The organism is Isoptericola sp. BMS4 (assembly GCF_011634835.1).
Taxonomy (GTDB): Bacteria; Actinomycetota; Actinomycetes; order Actinomycetales; family Cellulomonadaceae; genus Isoptericola.
In genome coordinates, this window is record NZ_SIRP01000001.1 from 3,276,329 (window position 1) to 3,293,997 (window position 17,669).

Here is a 17,669-nt window from a genome sequence, read left to right on the forward strand (position 1 = left end):
GCCGCCTCAGTCGAGGTGCGCGACGGCGGTCGGCGAGTCCTGCGCCGAGATGGCGAGGTCCTCGAACTCGTTGACGCCGTTCAGCTCGGCGCCCATCGCGATGTTGGTGACGCGCTCGAGGATCACCTCGACCACCACCGGCACCCGCAGCTCCGCCGTCATGGCCTGCGCCTTGGCGAACGCGGCCCCCAGGTCGTCCGGGTCGGTCACGCGGATCGCCTTGCAGCCCAGCGCCTCGGCGACCTTCACGTGGTCGACGCCGTAGCCCTGGGGCTCCCCCGCGGCCTGCCCCACGTTGATGTTCTCGAAGGCGAGGGACACGTGGTAGTCCATGTCGAAGGCGCGCTGCGACTGGCGGATGAGGCCCAGGTAGGCGTTGTTCACCACGACGTGCACGTACGGCAGGTGGTGCTGGGCGCCGACGGCGAGCTCCTCCAGCATGAACTGGAAGTCGTAGTCGCCGGACAGCGCGACGACGTTCCCCTCCGGCAGCGCCCGCGAGACGCCGAGCGCGGCGGGGCCGGTCCAGCCGAGCGGGCCGGCCTGCCCGGCGTTGATCCAGTGCCGCGGGGAGTAGGTGTGCAGCAGCTGGGCGCCGGCGATCTGCGACAGGCCGATCGTGGTGACGTAGACGGTGTCGCGGCCGAAGGCCCGGTTCATCTCCTCGTACACGCGCTGCGGCTTGATCGGCACCTCGGTGAAGTGCGTCTTGCGCAGCAGCGTGCGCTTGCGCTCCTGGGCGGACGCGGCCCACGCGGCGTAGTCCGGCACCCGGCCGGCGGCCTTGCGCTCCGCGGCCACGTCGAGCGCGGTGCGCAGGAAGGCGCCCGCGTCGGAGACGACGCCGTAGTCGGGCGCGAACACACGGCCGATCTGCGTGGGCTCGATGTCCACGTGCACGAAGGTGCGGCCCTCGGTGTAGGTCGCCAGGCCCCCGGTGTGGCGGTTGGCCCACCGGTTGCCGACGCCGAGCACGAAGTCGGACTCCAGGAACGTCGCGTTCCCGTAGCGGTGGGACGTCTGGATGCCGACCATGCCCGCGGCGAGCGGGTGGTCGTCGCCGATCGCTCCCCAGCCCATGAGCGTCGGCACGACCGGCACCCCGAGGGTCTCGGCCAGCTCGACCAGCTCGGCCTCCGCGCCGGCGTTGATGACCCCGCCGCCGGCGACGATCAGCGGGCGCTCCGCGGCCAGCAGCATGTCGAGGGCCTTCGCGACCTGCTCCCGGGTCGCCGCGGGGCGCTCCACCGGCAGCGGCTCGTAGGCCTCCGGGTCGAACTCGATCTCGGCCTGCTGGACGTCGATCGGCAGGTCGATCAGCACCGGCCCAGGCCGGCCCGACCGCATGAGCTGGAACGCCTTCGCGAACGCCCCGGGCACCTGCGACGCCTCGAGGACGATCTTGGCCATCTTCGTGACCGGCGCGGCGATCGACGCGATGTCGACCGCCTGGAAGTCCTCCTTGTCGAGCTTGGCCACGGGCGCCTGCCCGGTGATGCACAGCATCGGGACCGAGTCCGCGGACGCGGCGTACAGGCCCGTGATCATGTCCGTGCCCGCCGGGCCCGAGGTCCCGATGCAGACACCGATGTTGCCGTGCGCGGCGCGCGAGTAGCCGTCGGCCATGTGCGACGCGCCCTCGACGTGCCGGGCGAGCACGTGGTGGATCCCGCCGTGCTTGCGCATGGCGTCGTAGAACGGGTTGATGGCGGCGCCCGGCAGGCCGAAGGCCTCCGTGGCACCCTCCTTCGCCAGGATGGCGACCGCGGCGTCGACCGCGCGCATGCGGGGCATGATGCTCTCCTTCGAGTCTTCGGAAAGAACAGGTGTCGCCGTCAGGCGATCCGTGGGGCGACCGAGCCTGCGTCTCCGTCTCAGTCGCGGCCGGACAGGCGCGCGAGGGCCCGGAACAGGCCGGAGTGGTCCAGGTCGCCGTCGCCCTCGGCCCGGGCGGCGGCCATGAGCTGGGCGACGACGGCCCCCACGGGGGCGACGACGCCCTCCTCGCGGGCGGCCGACGTGAAGATGCCCAGGTCCTTGTGGTGCAGGTCGATGCGGAAGCCCGGCGCGAACTCACGGTCCAGCATCTTGGCGGCCTTCTGGTTCAGCACCGCGGAGCCGGCGAGCCCGCCCCCGAGCACCTCGACCGCCGCCGTCGTGTCCACCCCGTAGGCCTCGAGGAAGATCACGGCCTCCGCGAGCAGCGCGATGTTGCCCGCGACGATGAGCTGGTTCGCGGCCTTGACCGTCTGGCCGGAGCCGGACGGGCCGACGTGCACGACCGTGGTGCCGACCGCGTCGAACACCTCGGACGCCGCGGCGAAGTCGTCCGCCTCGCCGCCGACCATGATCGACAGGGCCGCGTTCTTCGCGCCCGCCTCGCCGCCCGAGACCGGCGCGTCGAGGAAGCGGAAGCCGGCGGCGCGGGCCTGCTCGGCCAGCGCGATCGTCACGTCCGGGCGGATCGAGGAGAAGTCGATGATCAGGGTGCCCGGCTGGGCGTTGGCGAGGACGCCGTCGTCGCCGGTGAGGACGCCCTCGACGTCCGGGGAGTCCGGGACCATGACGGCGACGACGTCCGCCGCCTTGACGGCCTCGGCCACGGACGACGCCGCGGTGCCACCGGCCTCGACCAGGGGCTGGGCCTTGGCGGCCGTGCGGTTGTACCCGACGACGGTGTGGCCGGCGTCCTGCAGGTGGACGGCCATCGGGCTGCCCATGATGCCGAGGCCGATGAAGGCGATGGTGCTCATCGTGGTGTCCCTTCGGGAAGTGGTGTGGGTGCGCGACTGCGGCCTCGGCTCAGGCGCGGTCCTCGCGCGGCAGCCAGGCGAACGGGTGGACGTCGGCCGTGGAGTACTCCAGGCCGACCGGCCCGGCGTAGCCCGCGGCGCGCAGGTCGTCGATCCACCGCTGGATCGGCAGGTCGCCGCTGCCCGGGGCGCCGCGGCCGGGGGCGTCGGCGACCTGCACGTGGGCGACGCGGTCGGCGTGGTTCTTGAGGTCGACGTCGACGTCGGCCCCGTTCACCGCCAGGTGGTAGACGTCGAACAGCAGGCCGAGGTTGGTCTCGCCGTGCTCGGCGGCCACCCGGTCCAGGACGGCGACGGCGTCGTCGGACGTCCTGAGCGGGTAGGCGTCGGCGCCCGAGACCGGCTCGACCAGGACGGTGCCGCCGATGCGGGCGACCGCCCGGGCCGCCAGCGCCAGGTTCTCGGCACCGAGCTCGTCCTGCGCGGCGGCGTCCTCCCCCTCGACCCGGTTGCCGTAGAGCGCGTTGAACGCCCGGCAGCCGGTGCGCTCGCCGATGCGGGCGACGACGTCGAGGTTCTCGCGCAGCTCGGCGGAGCGTGCGGGCCAGGAGACCAGGCCGCGGTCGCCGCCCGGCATGTTCCCCGCGTCGAAGTTCAGGCCGGTCAGCTGGACGCCGGCGTCCGCGATCGCGCCGACGAACGCGTCGACCTCGTCGGCGGCCGGGGTCGAGGAGGCGAAGGGCCACCAGAACTCGACGCCCTCGAAACCGGCGGCCTTGGCCGCCGCGGGCCGCTCGAGGAGCGGGAGGTCGGTCAGCAGGATCGAGCAGTTCACGGTGTAGGGGATCTGGTCCGCCATCGGTGCCCTCTTTCGTGAAGTGGAAGTTCAGTTCCTTGTTGTGGAAACACTACGGGAGGCTCTGCCCGCGGTCAACCCCTGCGGTCACGACGACGGCCCCGGACAGCACGAGGGCCCGGCAGGAGGAGTCCTCCTGCCGGGCCCTCACCCCGCGAGGTAGTGCCTGCCGTACTGCGGTCGTGCGCTCAGGGCACTACCGCGGCGCCGCGGGCACTACCTCGCGGAACGACCTCGACGGTCAGCCCTGCGCGGCAGGGCGCGCCACCATCGCGACGAGCTCGTCGACCCCGAGCCCCACCGCCCCGGCGACCTCGTCGCCGCTCAGCGCGCCGCAGTCGAGCCCGCGCTTGAGGAACCACGCGAGGGCCTTGGCCGTCGCGGGCTCGTCGAGCACGGCACCGGAGACCTGGTGGACGTAGTCGTGCAGACGCCGCGCCGCGGGCTCGAAGCCCTCGCGGTAGAACGCGTACGTGGCCGCGAAGCGGCTCGGCAGCTGCGCGGGGTGCAGGTCCCACCCCTGGTAGAACCCGCGCTCCAACGAGCGGCGCACCAGGCGGCCGTGGTTCGCCCAGGCCGCGCGCACCCGCTCGTCGTCGCCCACGGGCAGCTCGTTCGTCGAGCCGTCGGAGAGCCGCACACCCGTGCCGGCGGCCGCGAGCTGCATGACCTCCTTGGCCAGGTCCGCGGCCGGGTGCTCCATCGACTGGTACGCCGCCGCGATGCCGAGCGACGCCGAGTAGTCGTACGTGCCGTAGTGCAGGCCGCTGACCCGCCCCTCGCCGGCCTGGATCATCCGGGCGACGGTCGCCGTGCCGGCGGCGTCGAGGATCGACTGCGGCGTCTCGACCTGCACCTCGAAGCGCAGCCGCCCCGCAGGCAGGCCGACCCCTCGCTCGATGCGCTCGCACACCGTGACCATCGCCTCGACCTGCGCCACCCCGGTGACCTTGGGCAGCATAACCACCAGCCCGGCGGGCAGGTCGCCCGACCCCGCGAGCGCGCTGAGGAACAGGTCGAGCGTCCGCAGCCCGCGGGCGCGCGTCGGCCGTTCCAGGCACTTGAACCGGATCCCGACGAACGGGGGCGCCACGCCCTGGTCGAGCTCGGCACGCAGCGCGGCCGCCGTCGCGAGCGTGACGGCGTCCTCCTCGGCGTCCGGGTGGGCGCCGTACCCGTCCTCGAGGTCGATGCGCAGGTCCTCGATCGGCTCGGCGTCCAGCTTGCGCAGCACCTGGGCGGCGACCGCCTCCCGCAGGTCCGGGCGCACCCCGGCCGCGGCGACGAGCGCGTCGGCGCCGTGCCGGTCGACGGCGGCGCGAGCCTGCACCCCCCAGTCGCGCGCGAGGCCCGCGGCGTACCGGTGCGCGGGCACGTAGACCGTGTGCACCGGCTGCCGCGCCACGTCGTCCCCCGGGTACGTAGCCTCGAGGTAGGCGTCGTGGCGGGCGAGGCGACGCTCGACGTCGTCCAGCGTCGTCTGGTCGAGGGTGGTCTTCCGCTCGTCGGTCACCGCGCGGCACCGGCCTTCTCGCCGCCGCGCAGGGCGCGGTCCACGTGCTGCGCGAGCCGTTCGGCGTCCTCGGTGCGCACGGACTCGGTCGGGACCTCCTTGACGCCCTCGGCCCGCACCGCCTCCGCGACGGCCTCGGCCACGCGGTGGTCGAACACGCCCGGGATGATGAACGCGGGGTTGAGCTCGGAGTCCTCCACGACGGAGGCGATCGCCACGGCGGCGACGCGCAGCATCTCGTCGGTGATCTGCGTCGCGCCCGCGTCGAGCAGCCCCCGGAACAGGCCGGGGAACGCGAGCACGTTGTTGATCTGGTTCGGGTAGTCGCTGCGGCCCGTCGCCACCACGGCGGCGGTCTCCCCCGCGGCGATCGGGTCGACCTCCGGCGTCGGGTTGGCCAGCGCGAAGACGATCGCGCCGTCGTTCATCCGCGCGACGTCCGCACCGGTGAGGATGTTGCCCGCCGAGACGCCGACGAAGACGTCGGCACCCTCGAGGCCGTCTCGGAGCGTCCCGGTGAAGCCGGTCGGGTTGGTGTTCTCGACGATCCAGGTGCGGTTGGGGTCGGTGCCCGCCGACTCGGTCGTCAGCGCACCGTTCCGGTCGAAGCCGATGACGTCCTTGGCGCCCTGGGCGAGGAGCAGCCGGATGATCGCCGAGCCGGCCGCGCCGACGCCCGACACCGCGATCCGCACGTCCTCGATCTTCTTGCCCGTGACCTTCAGCGCGTTGACGAGCGCCGCGAGCACCACGATCGCGGTGCCGTGCTGGTCGTCGTGGAAGACGGGGATGTCGAGCTCCTCGCGCAGCCGGGCCTCGATCTCGAAGCAGCGCGGCGCGGAGATGTCCTCGAGGTTCACGCCGCCGAACCCGGGGGCGATCGCCTTCACGGTCCGGATGATCTCCTCGGTGTCGGTCGTGTCGAGCGCGATCGGCCAGGCGTCGACGTCCGCGAACTGCTTGAACAGCGCCGCCTTGCCCTCCATCACCGGCATCGCGGCCTTCGGCCCGATGTCGCCGAGGCCGAGCACGGCGGTACCGTCGGTGACCACCGCGACCGTGTTGCGCTTGATGGTCAGCCGGCGGGCGTCCTCGGGGCGGTCGGCGATGGCGAGGCAGACCCGGGCGACGCCCGGCGTGTACGCCCGCGACAGGTCCCGACGGGTCTTCAGCGGCACCTTGGGGGCGACGGCGATCTTGCCGCCCAGGTGCATGAGGAACGTCGAGTCGGACATCTTGAGCACCCGCACGCCCTCGAGCGCGTCGAGGGCCGCGACGATCCGCTCGCCGTGCTCGGCGTCGACGGTGTCGCAGGTGACGTCGACGACGATCACCTCGGCGTGCGACTGGGCGATGTCGACACCCATGACCGACGCACCGGCCACCGTCACCTCGTGGACGATCTCGCTCGTCGCGCGCTGGGTGGCCGGCGCCTCGACGCGCAGGGTGATCGTGTAGCTCGGGCTGGGCATCGCCATGGTCGTGGTGTCCTTTCGACGTTCTGCTGACGGTCAGTTTCGAGATGTGGAATGATGCTTCTGGCGGTCGGCTCCCGAGGTACGGGCCGGCCACGTTCTTCGACTCGCTCGCGCGCGGCGCCGTCGCCGGTGCGGGCAGAAAGGGGCATGACCATGGCGAACGGTGGCGGCGTCCAGTCCGTGGACCGAGCGATCGACCTGCTCGAGATCATGACCGATCTCGGCGGCGAGGCGGCCCTGAGCGAGCTCGCCACGGCTGCCGAGCTCCCGCTGCCGACCATCCACCGGCTCATGCGCACCCTGGTGACGCGAGGCTACGCCCGCCAGCTGCCGTCGCGGCGATACACGCTGGGCCCGCGGCTCATCCGTCTCGGGGAGAGCGCCGGGCGGCAGGTCGGCGCCGGCGCCCGCCCGCACCTCGAGCGGCTGGCCCGTGAGCTCGGCGAGACCGCCAACCTCGCGATGATCGACCGCGACATGGTGGTCTACGTGGCCCAGGCCTCGTCGTCCCACTCGATGCGGATGTTCACCGAGGTCGGCCGCCGGGTCTACTGCCACTGCACCGGGGTGGGCAAGATGGTGCTCGCCGAGCTCCCCGACTCGACGATCAGGGAGATCGTCGGGCGGGTAGGGATGCCCCCCGCCACGGACCAGTCCATCACGACCGTCGAGGGCCTGCTCACCGAGATGGCCACCATCCGCGAGCAGGGCTACTCCGTGGACGACGGCGAGCAGGAGATCGGGGTGCGCTGCTTCGCGGTCCCGGTCCCCGGCGCGCCGACGCCCACCGCCGTGTCGGTCTCCGGGCCCGCGGCGCGCGTGACGTACGAGTTCGGCGAGACCGCCCTGCCGCTCCTGCACGACGCCGCGCGGCAGATCTCCGCCGAGCTGCTGTCCGCGGCCTGACCGCCGCGGGCTCACGACCCCTCCGTCTCCGCGGCGGTGGCGGCGGCCGCGAGCCGGGCCTCGTCCGGGCCTGTCGCGCGAGGCCCGGCGCCCGCCGCGACGCGCGCCCCGTCCCGGACCTCCAGGACGTCCGGGACGCCGTCGGCGTCGAGGTCGATCGCCGAGAGGCAACCCGAGCGCCGGCCGTGGCCGTGGCGGACGCGCGCCCGCACGTCGGCGTTGAGCCGGGCCCGTCGCTCGTCCAGCCGCTCGGCGTCGAGGCGGGCGAAGTACTCCTGCCGGCGCTGCTCCTGCTCGGTGGTCACGACGAGGCGTGCGGAGGAGCCCGCGGTGAACACCGACGGGTCCTTGTGGCGCCCGCGGCGGAGCTCGTTGAACACGAGGTTGAGCAGTACCGCCACGACGGCCGCCGCCGCGATGCCCGAGTGGAAGATCATGCCGACCCACTCGGGGAACCGGTCGTAGAACTCGGGCACGGCGATGGGGATCACGCCGAAGCCGATCGCCACCGCGACGAGCGTGAGGTTGAGGTTCCCCTCGTACTCCACGCGTGACAGCGTGCGGATCCCGGAGACGGCCACGGAGCCGAACAGGACGATGCCCGCTCCCCCGAGCACCGGCTCCGGGATGGCTGCGACGACGCGCCCCAGCACGGGCACGAGCCCGAGGCCGAAGAGCACGGCGCCGCCCGCGGCCACCGCGAAGCGCGACTTGATGCCCGTGATGGCCACGAGCCCCACGTTCTGGGCGAAGGCCGACGCCGGGAACGAGTTGACGAACGGCGCGAGGACCGTCGCGGCCATGTCGGCGCGCAGCCCGTCCCCGACGCGGCGCTCGTCCACCTCGGTGTCCAGCACCTCGCCGATGGCGATGAGGTCCGCCGTCGTCTCCGTCATGATCACGAGGACGACGATCGTCATCGAGAGGATCGCGCCGACCTGGAAGACGGGCGGCCCGAACGCGAAGATCTCCGGCAGGGCGATCGCCGGCCCCTCGTCGACCGCCGAGAAGTCCGCGAGCCCGAACGGCAGCGCGGCGAGGGTTCCCAGGACCAGCCCGAAGAGGATGGACAGCCGCGAGATCGTGCCCGTGAGGAAGCGGCTCAGCACGAGCACCACGACGAGCGTGCCCAGAGCGAGCAGCACGTGGGGCACGGAACCCCAGTCGTCCGCCTGCGGGTCGCCGCCCATCATCCACTGCGCCGCGGTGGGCAGCAGCGACAGCCCGATCACCGTGATGATGGTCCCGGTGACCACGGGCGGGAAGTACCGCACGATCTGGGCGAAGAACGGGCTGATCGCCAGGCCGATCGCGCCCGCGACGAGGATGGCGCCGAACACCGCGGGCAGCCCGCCGTCGCCGGTCGCGACGGCCACCATGGTGGAGACCGTGGCGAACGAGATCCCCTGCACGAGCGGGAGCCGGGAACCGAAGAACGGCAGCCCGAGCGTCTGCAGGGCCGTGGCGAGACCGCTCACCAGCAGGGCCGACGACACCAGCAGGCCGATCCCCGCGCCGCTGAGGCCGGCGGCCTGCCCCACGATGATCGGCGGCGCGATGACGCCGCCGTACATCGTCATGATGTGCTGCAGCCCGTAGAGGAACGTCCTGCCGAGCGGGTAGCGCTCGTCCTCGGGTCGCGACCCGCCGGACGCGGTGGTCCCCCGCGCCGTGCTCGTCGTGGTCGTCGTCGTCATGTCGATGCTCCTTCGAACCGACGTCGGGGTGAGCGGCTCAGCAGAAGCCCGCCGCGGTCTCCCAGGCCCGGGGCTCCGCGGCGGCGCCCTCGCGCTTCACCTCCGCCTCGATCTTGCCGTACGGCCGGTCGGCGACGTAGAAGACCTCGTTGGGGTTCTCCATCCCGAAGGGCTCGAAGTCCACGACGAAGTGGTGCAGGTTCGGCATGGAGAACTTGATCTCCCCGATCTCCGGGTGGGCCTCCAGCACGCGCTTGCCCATCTGGTAGAGCGTCTGCTGCAGCGCGAGCGAGTGCACGTCCGCGAACGTCTCGAGCAGCAGCCGGCGCACGTCGTCGTACACCGCGTTGAAGTCGATGTCGAGCGTCGTGTAGCGCCACCGGGCCGTGACCGACGTCGCGAGGATCCGGTCGGTGGTCTCCTGCAGCGTGGTGAACCGGTCCTTGGGGAAGCCGTGGAACTCCGAGCCCGTGGACTTCAGCACCTTGAGGTCCTCCAGGCCCGCGACGACGAAGACCTCGTCCCCGTCGCGCTGCACGAGGGCGGTGCGCGTCTCGGTCCCGCCCTTGACGAAGGCGTGGTCGTGCTCGCCGTCGGTCACGTGGCTCTCGAGCGAGGACGGGATGTGCTCCCAGGTGTACTCCTTGGCCTCCCAGCGCCCGCCCTCGATCCAGTCGAAGCTCGAGGTGAAGTGCTCGGAGAGGCGGATCGCGAACTGCTCGGGCGAGGCGATGCCCTCCTTCGCGAGCGCGAAGATCGTGTTCTTCTGCGTGTCGGTCGGGACGACGCGACCCTGGTCGCCGTCGATGTGCGCGGCGGAGAAGTCGCCGCGCAGCTGCGACGTCACCGAGAGCTCGGTGATCCGGTGACGCGACTGGTCGCGGTCGACCTTCATGACGCGGACCTCGGCCTTGCCGTACTGGTTGTCGCCCAGCACGATCGTGCCCGTCTGCGTCTCGGTGGCGGTGGCGGTCATCTCGCTAGCTCCTTTGATAGATGACGTGATCGATGGTGCGCCCCGTGCCAGGGACCGTCGAGACGGTCTCGGTACGTCGGTGTACGCGAGGCCGCGGCGTCGGTGCCGCGGCCGGGGAGGTGGCCGCGCCGCTCAGCTGCCGCGGTACGTCGAGTACGCGAACGGGCTGAGCAGGCAGGGCACGTGGTAGTGGTCGCGTCCCTCGGTGACGAAGAAGTCGATCGTGACGGACGGGTAGAACGTCGGGACGCCCTGGGCGGCGAAGTAGTCCCCGGTCGCGAACGTGACGCGGTAGGTGCCGGGGACGAGTGCGGCCGGCCCGAGCTCCTTGACGCGCCCGTCCTCGTCCGTCGTCGCCGTGGCCAGGCGCGTCGCGGCGTCGCCGTCGACACTCCAGAGCGTCACGGGCACACCGGCCGCCGGCGTCCCCGACACCGCGTCCAGGACGTGGGTGGTGATGTGCGAGGTCATGCGAGCTCTCCCTCGAGTCTCAGGACGGCGATCTCCCGCAGCTGTTCGGCGGCGATCCTCCGCTCCGTGGTGGCGTCGTGGCCCAGGCGCTCCTGGAGCGAGGCGAGGATCTCCTCGGCGCTCCGCCCGGCCGCGCGGATGAGGAACACGTGCCCGAACCTCTCCTCGTAGGCACGGTTGCCGTCCTGCAGCCGCTCGGCGATGTCGCGGTCCGACGTGTCCACGCCGGCCTGCTCCTGACGCGAGTGTGCGGCGTCCGCCGCGTCGCCGTCGGCCCGCTCCCCGATGCGCGGGTGCCGCGCCAGCGCCGAGTCCACCTCCGCGTCCGTCCAGGGGTCCGCGACCGTGCGAGCCGCGTCCAGCGCCGCCGCGACGTCGGCGTACGGGCGGTGGGCCACGACCGCGTCGGCCCACCGGTCGACGGCCGCGCACGACAGCACCAGGTCCCGGGCCACCTCACGGTCCGCGGTGTTGAACGACTCGAGTGCAGCACTCGTCATCGAGCGTTCCTCCTCAGCCTCTTCCATTCTATGGAATTCTGCTTCCGTTTCGTGAAGTCTTGCGCGCGACGGACCCTCATGTCAAGTTTGCGCCCGGGCACCCCGCGGCCGGTACCGGAGCCATGGCTCCGCCCGCCCAGGAGCACCGTCGCGAGAGGATCCCGCCGGTTCCAGGGACAGTCCCGCCGTGCTGGATCGGACCTCGTCGGACGTGGTCCGGTGCGCCGCGCCCGCGTGTGGGGCTCGGCGCAGGCATGCGGTCCGTCGATCTGCCCTGGGCCTCGAGCACGCAGCTGGGCCGAAGCCTCTCAGTACCGCGCGGCGAGCACCCACGACGAAGTGCCGCACGACGCGGGGGGGGCGTTGTGGGCCCGATCGCTTCCAGGGACTGCGCGCTACCCATCCGGCCTCGTGGGACCGTGCGCACTGCGGGAGTATCGACTCCGGGCATTGCCTGCCGCGGACCAGGGTCGCGGGCCGGGCAGCCCTTGCCGACCTGACGACGCGTGGTCGGCACTATCTGCTGCCGGCACACGCCTCGTCCGGTCGGTGCCAGGTCGGATCGCGAGCTGCCGCGCTCAGTTGAGTCCCCGATAGTGGTGTAGCGCGGTCGCCAGGGTCGTCGCCGAGATCTTCGGCGAGACTATCAAGCACACTGTTGAGTTCTCAAACAACCGACGCACACCATCCAAGACCAGGAATCCCATCCCGACCCCGTCCGGGGCAACCCTTCAACCTTACCAGGTTCCGGCCTTTCCTTCCAACCCGCTCTCCGGCGGATCATCCGGTCCGACCTGCGTTCCCGCAAGGCCCTCGCACCGTCTCCAGGGTCCACGAAGGAGCCCTATCCTCGATGTGAGTTCCAGCCCCGGTCGGCCACCTGCGGTGTCCGTCTCCCTGTCGGGCTGACGTCATGGAACATTACACGCTCCGGGGCCTGCTCACCAACTCGCACCGGGGTGACCCGGGGCACACGCCTCCGGCGCTCGCGCAGGCCGCCTCGAGGGCCCGCCAGAGGTCGGTGCGGAGCGTCCGCGGCGGCGCCATCGTCCCCTCGCCCCTTCCTGGCGCACGACGTCCCCGCCGGGACCGCCGTCGTACATTCGGCACCGTGACCACCGCCGCAGCACACACACCCGCCGTCCGTGCCGCACGCCCCGAGGAGGCCGCGGAGCTCGCCTGGCTCGCCGCGCTCACGTTCCCCCTCGCCTGCCCCGCCGGGACACCCGTCGCGACCATGGCGGCCCACATCGCCGACCGGCTGTCCCCCGTCCGCTTCCGCACCTGGGCACGGTCGCCCGAGCATGCTCTTCTCGTCGCCGCCGGCACCGGCGACGTCCCCGAGCCCGTCGGCTACGCCCTCGTCTCCTTCGGGTTGCCCGACGGGGCCGCGGAGCGCGACGCCCTGCTCGCGGCCACCGGCGACGAGGGGCCGTACGCCGAGCTGTCGAAGATCTACGTGCACCCGGGAGCCCAGGGCTCGGGCGTGGCCGGAGCGCTCATGGACGCGTCGGTCGCCGCCGCCGCGGCGCTCGCCGTCGACCACGGGCACCCCGGGGCGCCCCTCTGGCTCGGCACCAACGGCGAGAACGCCCGCGCGCAGGCCTTCTACCGCAAGCACGGCTTCGACGTCGTGGGGCGGCGTACCTACGAGGTGGGCGGCGTGCAGCACGACGACGTCGTGATGCTGCGGGCGGCCTCCTGAACCGGCCGCCCGGCGCCGAGCGCACGCGCCGGGCCGGCGGCGGACGCCCCCTCTACTATTCGCCGTCGCGCCACGTCTTTTGATTGCCAATCGACAAAAGCCTCGCTAGCGTGGCGGCGGACGAAGGCGGGGACGCCTTCACCAGGGTGCTCGGTGCCGAGCACCGACAGGACCCCGGGGAGCGACGATGCACCACGCGACAGCGGACGACCAGACGACGACCGGACCCACGGGCCTCTGGCTCGTCGGGGCCCGAGGGTCGGTCGCCACCACGGCGGCCCTCGGCCTCGCCGCCCTGGCCGACGGTCAGGCCCCGGCCACGGGCTGCGTGACCGCGGGGACGTCCTTCGACGACGTCCCGCTGCCGGCGTTCGGAGACCTGGTCGTGGGCGGGCACGACGTCTCCCCCGTGACGATGCCCAAGCGTGCCGAGATGCTCGTCGAGACCGGCATGATCCCCCCGCGGCTGCTCGCGGCCACGCACCACGCGCTCGAGGCCGCCGAGGCAGAGGTCCGCACCGGGTACGACCCGGCCGAGCACCGCGGCAGCCAGCAGGACGCCGCCGACCGGCTCGCCGCCGACATCACGGCGTTCCGCGAGCGCCACGGCCTCGCCCGCGTCGTGGTGGTGGACGTCGCCTCGACGGAGCCACCGGTCACCCCGCGGCGCGAGCACGACGACGTCGACGCGCTGCGCACCGCGCTCACCGACCCGGGGCGCGCGGTGCTGCCCGCCTCGTCGGTCGCCGCGTACGCCGCGGTCCTGGCCGGCGCCCCGTACGCCTCGTTCACGCCGTCGCCCGGCATGGCGCTGCCCGCCCTGACCCGGCTCGCCACGGAGGCCGGGCTGCCGGTCGCGGGCCAGGACGGCAAGACCGGCCAGACGTGGCTGCGCACCGTGCTGGCGCCCGCGTTCGCGGCCCGCGGGCTGCGCGTCCTGTCGTGGTCCGGGACCAACCTGCTCGGCGGCGGCGACGGCGCGACGCTCGCCGACCCGGAGGCGGTGCGCAGCAAGCTCGCCACGAAGACGCGCGGGCTGCGCGACCTCACCGGCAGCGACGTCACCCCCCTGCACATCGACAACGTGCCCGACCTCGGCGACACGAAGGTCGCGTGGGACCACGTGCACGTCGAGGGTTTCCTGGGCTCGCGGCTCACGCTGCAGACGACGTGGACCGCGTACGACTCGATGCTCGCGGCGCCGCTCGTGCTCGACCTGGCGCGGCTGCTCGCCCTCGCGCACGCCGCGGGCCTCTCCGGCCCGGTGCCGGAGCTCGGGTTCTTCTTCAAGGACCCCTGGGCGTCCGACGTGCACGACGCCGCCGCGCAGGCGTCCGACCTCGCGGGCTGGGCGGCGCGCACGGCGGCGCGGGCGCGCTCGTGACGCCCCGGGACGTCGCGGAGCTCGTCCGCGCCCCCGCCGCGCTGACGGTGCTCGGCGACACGCTCGCGGGGGCCGCGGCGTCCGACCCCGCGTCGCCCGGCGCCCGCGCGGGCGGGCGCGACGTCGCGCGCCGCACGATGCTGCCCGCCGCGTCCGCCTGCCTCTACCTCGGCGGCATGGCGCTCAACGACTGGGCCGACCGCGACCTGGACGCCGTCGAGCGACCAGAGCGCCCCGTGCCCTCCGGGCGGGTGTCCGCGGGCCAGGCGCTCGTCGTGGGCGCGGGCCTCACGGCGGCGGGCGTCGCCCTCGCGGGCGCCGCCGGTGGCCGGCGGGCGCTCGGTGTCGCGCTCCCGCTGGCCGCGTGCGTGTGGGCGTACGACGGCGTCGCGAAGGACACCCCGGCCGGGCCCGTCGTCATGGCGGCCTGCCGCGGTCTCGACGTCCTGCTCGGCGCGGCGCCGACCGGGCTGCGGCCCGCCCTGCCCGCGGCGGCCGCGCTCGCCGCGCACACCGCCGGGGTCACCGCGCTGTCCCGGGGCGAGGTGCACGGCACGACGACGGCGGTCGCCGCCACGGTCGCGGCGGGCACCGTGGGGGTCACCGCGTACACGGCGGGGACGGCCGTCGCGGCAGCCCGCCGGCCGCTCGCCGACGGCCCCGCCTCCCCGTCCGCCGGCAGGACCGCCGCCGTCGGCGCGGCGGTGGCCGCGGCCGCGTACACCGCCGCGTGCCTGCCGGCGCAGGTGCGCGCGGCCCGGGACCGTTCGGCGCCGGCCGCCCGCACGGCCACGGGCGCCGGGATCGCCGCGATGGTGCCGCTGCAGGCGGCGTGGGCGCTGCGGGGCGGACGCCTCGGCACGGCCGTCGTGCTGGGCGGCGTCGCCATCGCGGGCCGCCTGCTGCGCCGACGCCGGCGGGCGGTGAGCGTCACATGAGCGGCGACGACCTCCCGACGAGTGCCGTGGCGACGCCGGACCCGCCGTTCACCCTCGGCTACGGCACCAACGGGTTCGGCGACCACCCGCTGCCGGACGCGCTCGACGTGCTGGACGCGCTCGGGTACGGCGCCGTCGCGCTGACCCTCGGGTTCCCGCACCTCGACCCGTTCGACGCGGGCACGGACTCCCGGGTGGCGCGGCTCGCGCGGCGGCTGGGCCGCATGCGCGACGGTGCCGGGGCCGCCGTCGTCGTGGAGACCGGGACCCGGTTCACGCTCGACCCGTGGACCAAGCACGCCCCGACGCTCGTCGACGCCGAGGCCGGACGCCGGATGCGCTACCTGGAGCGCGCCGTCGACGTGGCCGCGACGCTCGACGCACGCTGCGTGTCGTTCTTCTCCGGCGTCCTGCCCGCCGGCGACCGGCCGGCCGAGGGATGGGCCCGGCTGCGCGACCGGCTCCCCCTCCTGCTGGACCACGCCCGGGAGCAGGGGGTGCGCCTGTCGCTGGAGCCCGAGCCCGGGATGCTGGTCGAGACGGTGGCCGACGCGCTGCGGCTGCGCGACGACCTGGGCGCCGACGGTGCCGAGCTCGGCCTCACGGTCGACGTCGGGCACTGCCTGGTCGTGGAGCCCGAGGGGGTGGTCGGCGCGCTGCGTGCCGCCGGGCCCCACCTGGCGAACGTCCAGCTCGACGACATGCCGTCCACCCACCACGAGCACCGCCCGTTCGGCGAGGGCGAGATCGACCTGCCGCTCGTGCTCGCCACCCTCGCCGACGTCGGGTACACCGGCGTCGCCGCCGTCGAGCTCCCGCGGCACTCCCACGACGCGCCCGCCCTCGCGCGCCGGAGCCTCGCCGCGCTCCACGACGCGTGGGCGCGGGCCGCACAGGGCGGCCCCGCACGGCGCACCGCCCCCGGGACGAAGGAGGCTCGACCGGAATGACCAGCACCCCCACCACCGACCCGGCCGCGTGGCTGGAGCAGGCGCGCGCGGACGTCGCGCGCGACCCGGAGGCCGTGACCCGCGCGTTCGCGTTCGCCGCCCGCAAGGTGGGCCGCGAGCCGTTGCGCCCCGAGAACGATCCCGCGGGCGTCGTGCACGGCACGGTCGACGACGCCGCCCGGGCGGAGCTCGTCGTCGCCCTCGCCGAGCACCACGGGGACCCCGACGAGCTCGCCGACCGGCTCGCGACCCTCTACCACCAGGGCGACGCGGCCGAGCGGCGTGGCGTGCTGCGCGGCCTCGACGCCCTCACCGGGCGCGGCCAGGTGCCGCCCGACGTCGTCGCGGTGGGCACCGAGCTCGCCGAGGACGCGCTGCGCGCCAACGACCAGGCGCTCGTCGCGGCCGCCGTCGGCCCGTTCGGCGCGCGGCACCTGGACCAGCACACCTGGCGGCACGCCGTCCTCAAGCTGGTCTTCCTGGGCGTGAGCCTCGACGCCGTCGCCGGCCTCGCCGACCGCGCGGACGGCGAGCTCGCCCGCATGGCCGCCGACTTCGCCGCGGAGCGCCGCGCCGCCGGCAGACCCGTCCCCGCCGACGTCGGCCGGCTGATCCCCACCGACACCACCCGGGAGTGAGCATGCGCATCCTCGACCCGCACATCCACATGACGAGCCGCACCACGGACGACTACGAGGCGATGTACGCCGTGGGCGTGCGCGCCGTCGTCGAGCCGGCGTTCTGGCTCGGGCAGCCCCGCACGAGCGTGGGGTCGTTCCGCGACTACTTCGACTCGCTGCTCGGGTGGGAGCGGTTCCGGGCCGCGCAGTTCGGCATCCGGCACCACGCGACCATCGCCCTGAACCCCAAGGAGGCGAACGACCCCCGCTGCCGCGAGGTGCTCGACGAGATCCCCCGCTACCTGCTCAAGGACGGTGTCGTCGCCGTTGGTGAGGTCGGGTACGACTCGATGACGCCCGCCGAGGACGAGGTCTTCGCCGCGCAGCTCCAGCTGGCGCGCGACGCGGGGCTGCCGGTGCTCGTGCACACCCCGCACCGGGACAAGGCGGCCGGGACCCGCCGCACGCTCGACGTCGTGCGCGAGTCCGGCCTGCCGCCCGAGCAGGTGCTCGTCGACCACCTCAACGAGACGACCGTGGAGATGGTGCGCGACGCCGGCTGCTGGGCCGGGTTCTCCATCTACCCCGACACGAAGATGGACGAGGCGCGCATGGTCGCGCTGCTGCGCGAGTACGGCACGGAGCGGATGATCGTGAACTCCGCCGCGGACTGGGGCCGGTCCGACCCGCTGAAGACGGCGCGCACCGGGCACGCGATGCTCGAGGCCGGCTTCGGCGACGACGACGTCGACCAGGTGCTGTGGCGCAGCCCCGTGGCGTTCTACGAACAGTCGGGCAACCTCGTCCTCGACCCCGTGCCGGGCTTCGTCGCCGGCGAGGCGCCGCCGGCGGGCGTCGAGTTCGAGGGCTCGTCCGTGCTCCGCGGCGCACGGGTCTGAGGGCGCGGGACCGAGAAGGAGCG

The 17,669-nt window shown here is 73.7% G+C and carries 15 protein-coding genes and 1 pseudogene; 7 read left to right on the plus strand and 9 right to left on the minus strand.

What is annotated here, in order from left to right; translation table 11 throughout:
- Positions 1-6 precede the first annotated feature (6 nt).
- The 5 genes and pseudogenes from gcl to EYB28_RS14890 form a co-directional block, all read right to left on the minus strand.
- Positions 7-1,794 (minus strand): glyoxylate carboligase, encoded by a 1,788-nt coding sequence (gene gcl, locus EYB28_RS14870; protein ID WP_166849391.1) that lies wholly within the window; start codon positions 1,792-1,794, stop codon positions 7-9.
- An 80-nt stretch (positions 1,795-1,874) separates the two neighbouring features.
- Positions 1,875-2,768 (minus strand): annotated as a pseudogene (locus tag EYB28_RS14875) (2-hydroxy-3-oxopropionate reductase); the annotation flags it as partial.
- 34 nt (positions 2,769-2,802) lie between these two features.
- Positions 2,803-3,600: a hydroxypyruvate isomerase family protein gene (locus tag EYB28_RS14880; protein WP_205711046.1), complete on the minus strand. Its 798-nt coding sequence runs from the start codon at positions 3,598-3,600 to the stop codon at positions 2,803-2,805.
- Positions 3,601-3,850: 250 nt separating this feature from the next.
- Complete coding sequence (locus EYB28_RS14885; protein ID WP_166849400.1) at positions 3,851-5,122, minus strand: DUF6986 family protein; 1,272 nt, start codon at positions 5,120-5,122, stop codon at positions 3,851-3,853.
- On the minus strand, positions 5,119-6,600 hold the full coding sequence (locus EYB28_RS14890) for an NAD-dependent malic enzyme (RefSeq protein WP_166849404.1): 1,482 nt from the start codon (positions 6,598-6,600) through the stop codon (positions 5,119-5,121). The genes EYB28_RS14885 and EYB28_RS14890 overlap by 4 nt, the downstream gene beginning before the upstream one ends.
- A 147-nt stretch (positions 6,601-6,747) precedes the next feature.
- Between EYB28_RS14890 and EYB28_RS14895 the strand changes: the two genes are divergently transcribed.
- Positions 6,748-7,506 carry an IclR family transcriptional regulator gene (locus tag EYB28_RS14895; RefSeq protein WP_166849407.1) on the plus strand — a complete coding sequence of 253 codons (759 nt, stop codon included), beginning with the start codon at positions 6,748-6,750 and terminating at the stop codon, positions 7,504-7,506.
- Positions 7,507-7,517: 11 nt separating this feature from the next.
- Here EYB28_RS14895 and EYB28_RS14900 read toward each other — a convergent pair whose 3' ends face one another.
- The 4 genes from EYB28_RS14900 to uraD all read right to left on the minus strand — a co-directional run bounded on the left by EYB28_RS14900 (position 7,518) and on the right by uraD (position 11,150).
- Positions 7,518-9,203: a nucleobase:cation symporter-2 family protein gene (locus EYB28_RS14900; protein WP_205710929.1), complete on the minus strand. Its 1,686-nt coding sequence runs from the start codon at positions 9,201-9,203 to the stop codon at positions 7,518-7,520.
- 37 nt (positions 9,204-9,240) lie between these two features.
- Positions 9,241-10,179: a factor-independent urate hydroxylase gene (gene pucL / locus EYB28_RS14905; RefSeq protein ID WP_166849409.1), complete on the minus strand. Its 939-nt coding sequence runs from the start codon at positions 10,177-10,179 to the stop codon at positions 9,241-9,243.
- A 132-nt stretch (positions 10,180-10,311) separates the two neighbouring features.
- Positions 10,312-10,650 carry a hydroxyisourate hydrolase gene (gene uraH / locus EYB28_RS14910; protein WP_166849411.1) on the minus strand — a complete coding sequence of 113 codons (339 nt, stop codon included), beginning with the start codon at positions 10,648-10,650 and terminating at the stop codon, positions 10,312-10,314.
- Complete coding sequence (uraD, locus tag EYB28_RS14915) at positions 10,647-11,150, minus strand: 2-oxo-4-hydroxy-4-carboxy-5-ureidoimidazoline decarboxylase (protein ID WP_205710930.1); 504 nt, start codon at positions 11,148-11,150, stop codon at positions 10,647-10,649. Before uraD ends, uraH begins: the two co-directional genes overlap by 4 nt.
- A 1,111-nt stretch (positions 11,151-12,261) precedes the next feature.
- On the opposite strand from uraD, the gene EYB28_RS14920 reads away from it, so the two are divergent.
- From EYB28_RS14920 to EYB28_RS14940, 6 genes are all read left to right on the plus strand, one after another.
- Positions 12,262-12,855, plus strand: coding sequence for an N-acetyltransferase (locus EYB28_RS14920; protein WP_240930580.1), 594 nt, complete (start codon positions 12,262-12,264; stop codon positions 12,853-12,855).
- 187 nt (positions 12,856-13,042) lie between these two features.
- On the plus strand, positions 13,043-14,239 hold the full coding sequence (locus EYB28_RS14925; RefSeq protein WP_166849417.1) for an inositol-3-phosphate synthase: 1,197 nt from the start codon (positions 13,043-13,045) through the stop codon (positions 14,237-14,239).
- Positions 14,236-15,177: an SCO3242 family prenyltransferase gene (locus EYB28_RS14930; protein WP_166849418.1), complete on the plus strand. Its 942-nt coding sequence runs from the start codon at positions 14,236-14,238 to the stop codon at positions 15,175-15,177. The genes EYB28_RS14925 and EYB28_RS14930 overlap by 4 nt, the downstream gene beginning before the upstream one ends.
- A complete protein-coding gene (locus EYB28_RS20140) occupies positions 15,174-16,127 on the plus strand; it encodes a sugar phosphate isomerase/epimerase (RefSeq protein ID WP_205710931.1) in 954 nt (317 codons plus the stop codon). The genes EYB28_RS14930 and EYB28_RS20140 overlap by 4 nt, the downstream gene beginning before the upstream one ends.
- Positions 16,124-16,765 carry an EboA domain-containing protein gene (locus EYB28_RS20145; RefSeq protein WP_205710932.1) on the plus strand — a complete coding sequence of 214 codons (642 nt, stop codon included), beginning with the start codon at positions 16,124-16,126 and terminating at the stop codon, positions 16,763-16,765. Before EYB28_RS20140 ends, EYB28_RS20145 begins: the two co-directional genes overlap by 4 nt.
- A 2-nt stretch (positions 16,766-16,767) precedes the next feature.
- Positions 16,768-17,646 carry a TatD family hydrolase gene (locus tag EYB28_RS14940; protein WP_166849420.1) on the plus strand — a complete coding sequence of 293 codons (879 nt, stop codon included), beginning with the start codon at positions 16,768-16,770 and terminating at the stop codon, positions 17,644-17,646.
- The last annotated feature ends 23 nt before the right edge of the window (positions 17,647-17,669 follow it).

Bases quoted from the DNA above. Each gene is read 5' to 3' on its own strand.
- gcl (WP_166849391.1), bottom strand. From the start codon at position 1,794: ATGCCCCGCATGCGCGCGGTCGACGCCGCGGTCGCCATCCTGGCGAAG.
- EYB28_RS14890 (WP_166849404.1), bottom strand. From the start codon at position 6,600: ATGGCGATGCCCAGCCCGAGCTACACGATCACCCTGCGCGTCGAGGCG.
- EYB28_RS14895 (WP_166849407.1), top strand. From the start codon at position 6,748: ATGACCATGGCGAACGGTGGCGGCGTCCAGTCCGTGGACCGAGCGATC.
- EYB28_RS14900 (WP_205710929.1), bottom strand. From the start codon at position 9,203: ATGACGACGACGACCACGACGAGCACGGCGCGGGGGACCACCGCGTCC.
- pucL (WP_166849409.1), bottom strand. From the start codon at position 10,179: ATGACCGCCACCGCCACCGAGACGCAGACGGGCACGATCGTGCTGGGC.
- uraH (WP_166849411.1), bottom strand. From the start codon at position 10,650: ATGACCTCGCACATCACCACCCACGTCCTGGACGCGGTGTCGGGGACG.
- uraD (WP_205710930.1), bottom strand. From the start codon at position 11,150: ATGACGAGTGCTGCACTCGAGTCGTTCAACACCGCGGACCGTGAGGTG.
- EYB28_RS14925 (WP_166849417.1), top strand. From the start codon at position 13,043: ATGCACCACGCGACAGCGGACGACCAGACGACGACCGGACCCACGGGC.
- EYB28_RS20140 (WP_205710931.1), top strand. From the start codon at position 15,174: ATGAGCGGCGACGACCTCCCGACGAGTGCCGTGGCGACGCCGGACCCG.
- EYB28_RS20145 (WP_205710932.1), top strand. From the start codon at position 16,124: ATGACCAGCACCCCCACCACCGACCCGGCCGCGTGGCTGGAGCAGGCG.
- EYB28_RS14940 (WP_166849420.1), top strand. From the start codon at position 16,768: ATGCGCATCCTCGACCCGCACATCCACATGACGAGCCGCACCACGGAC.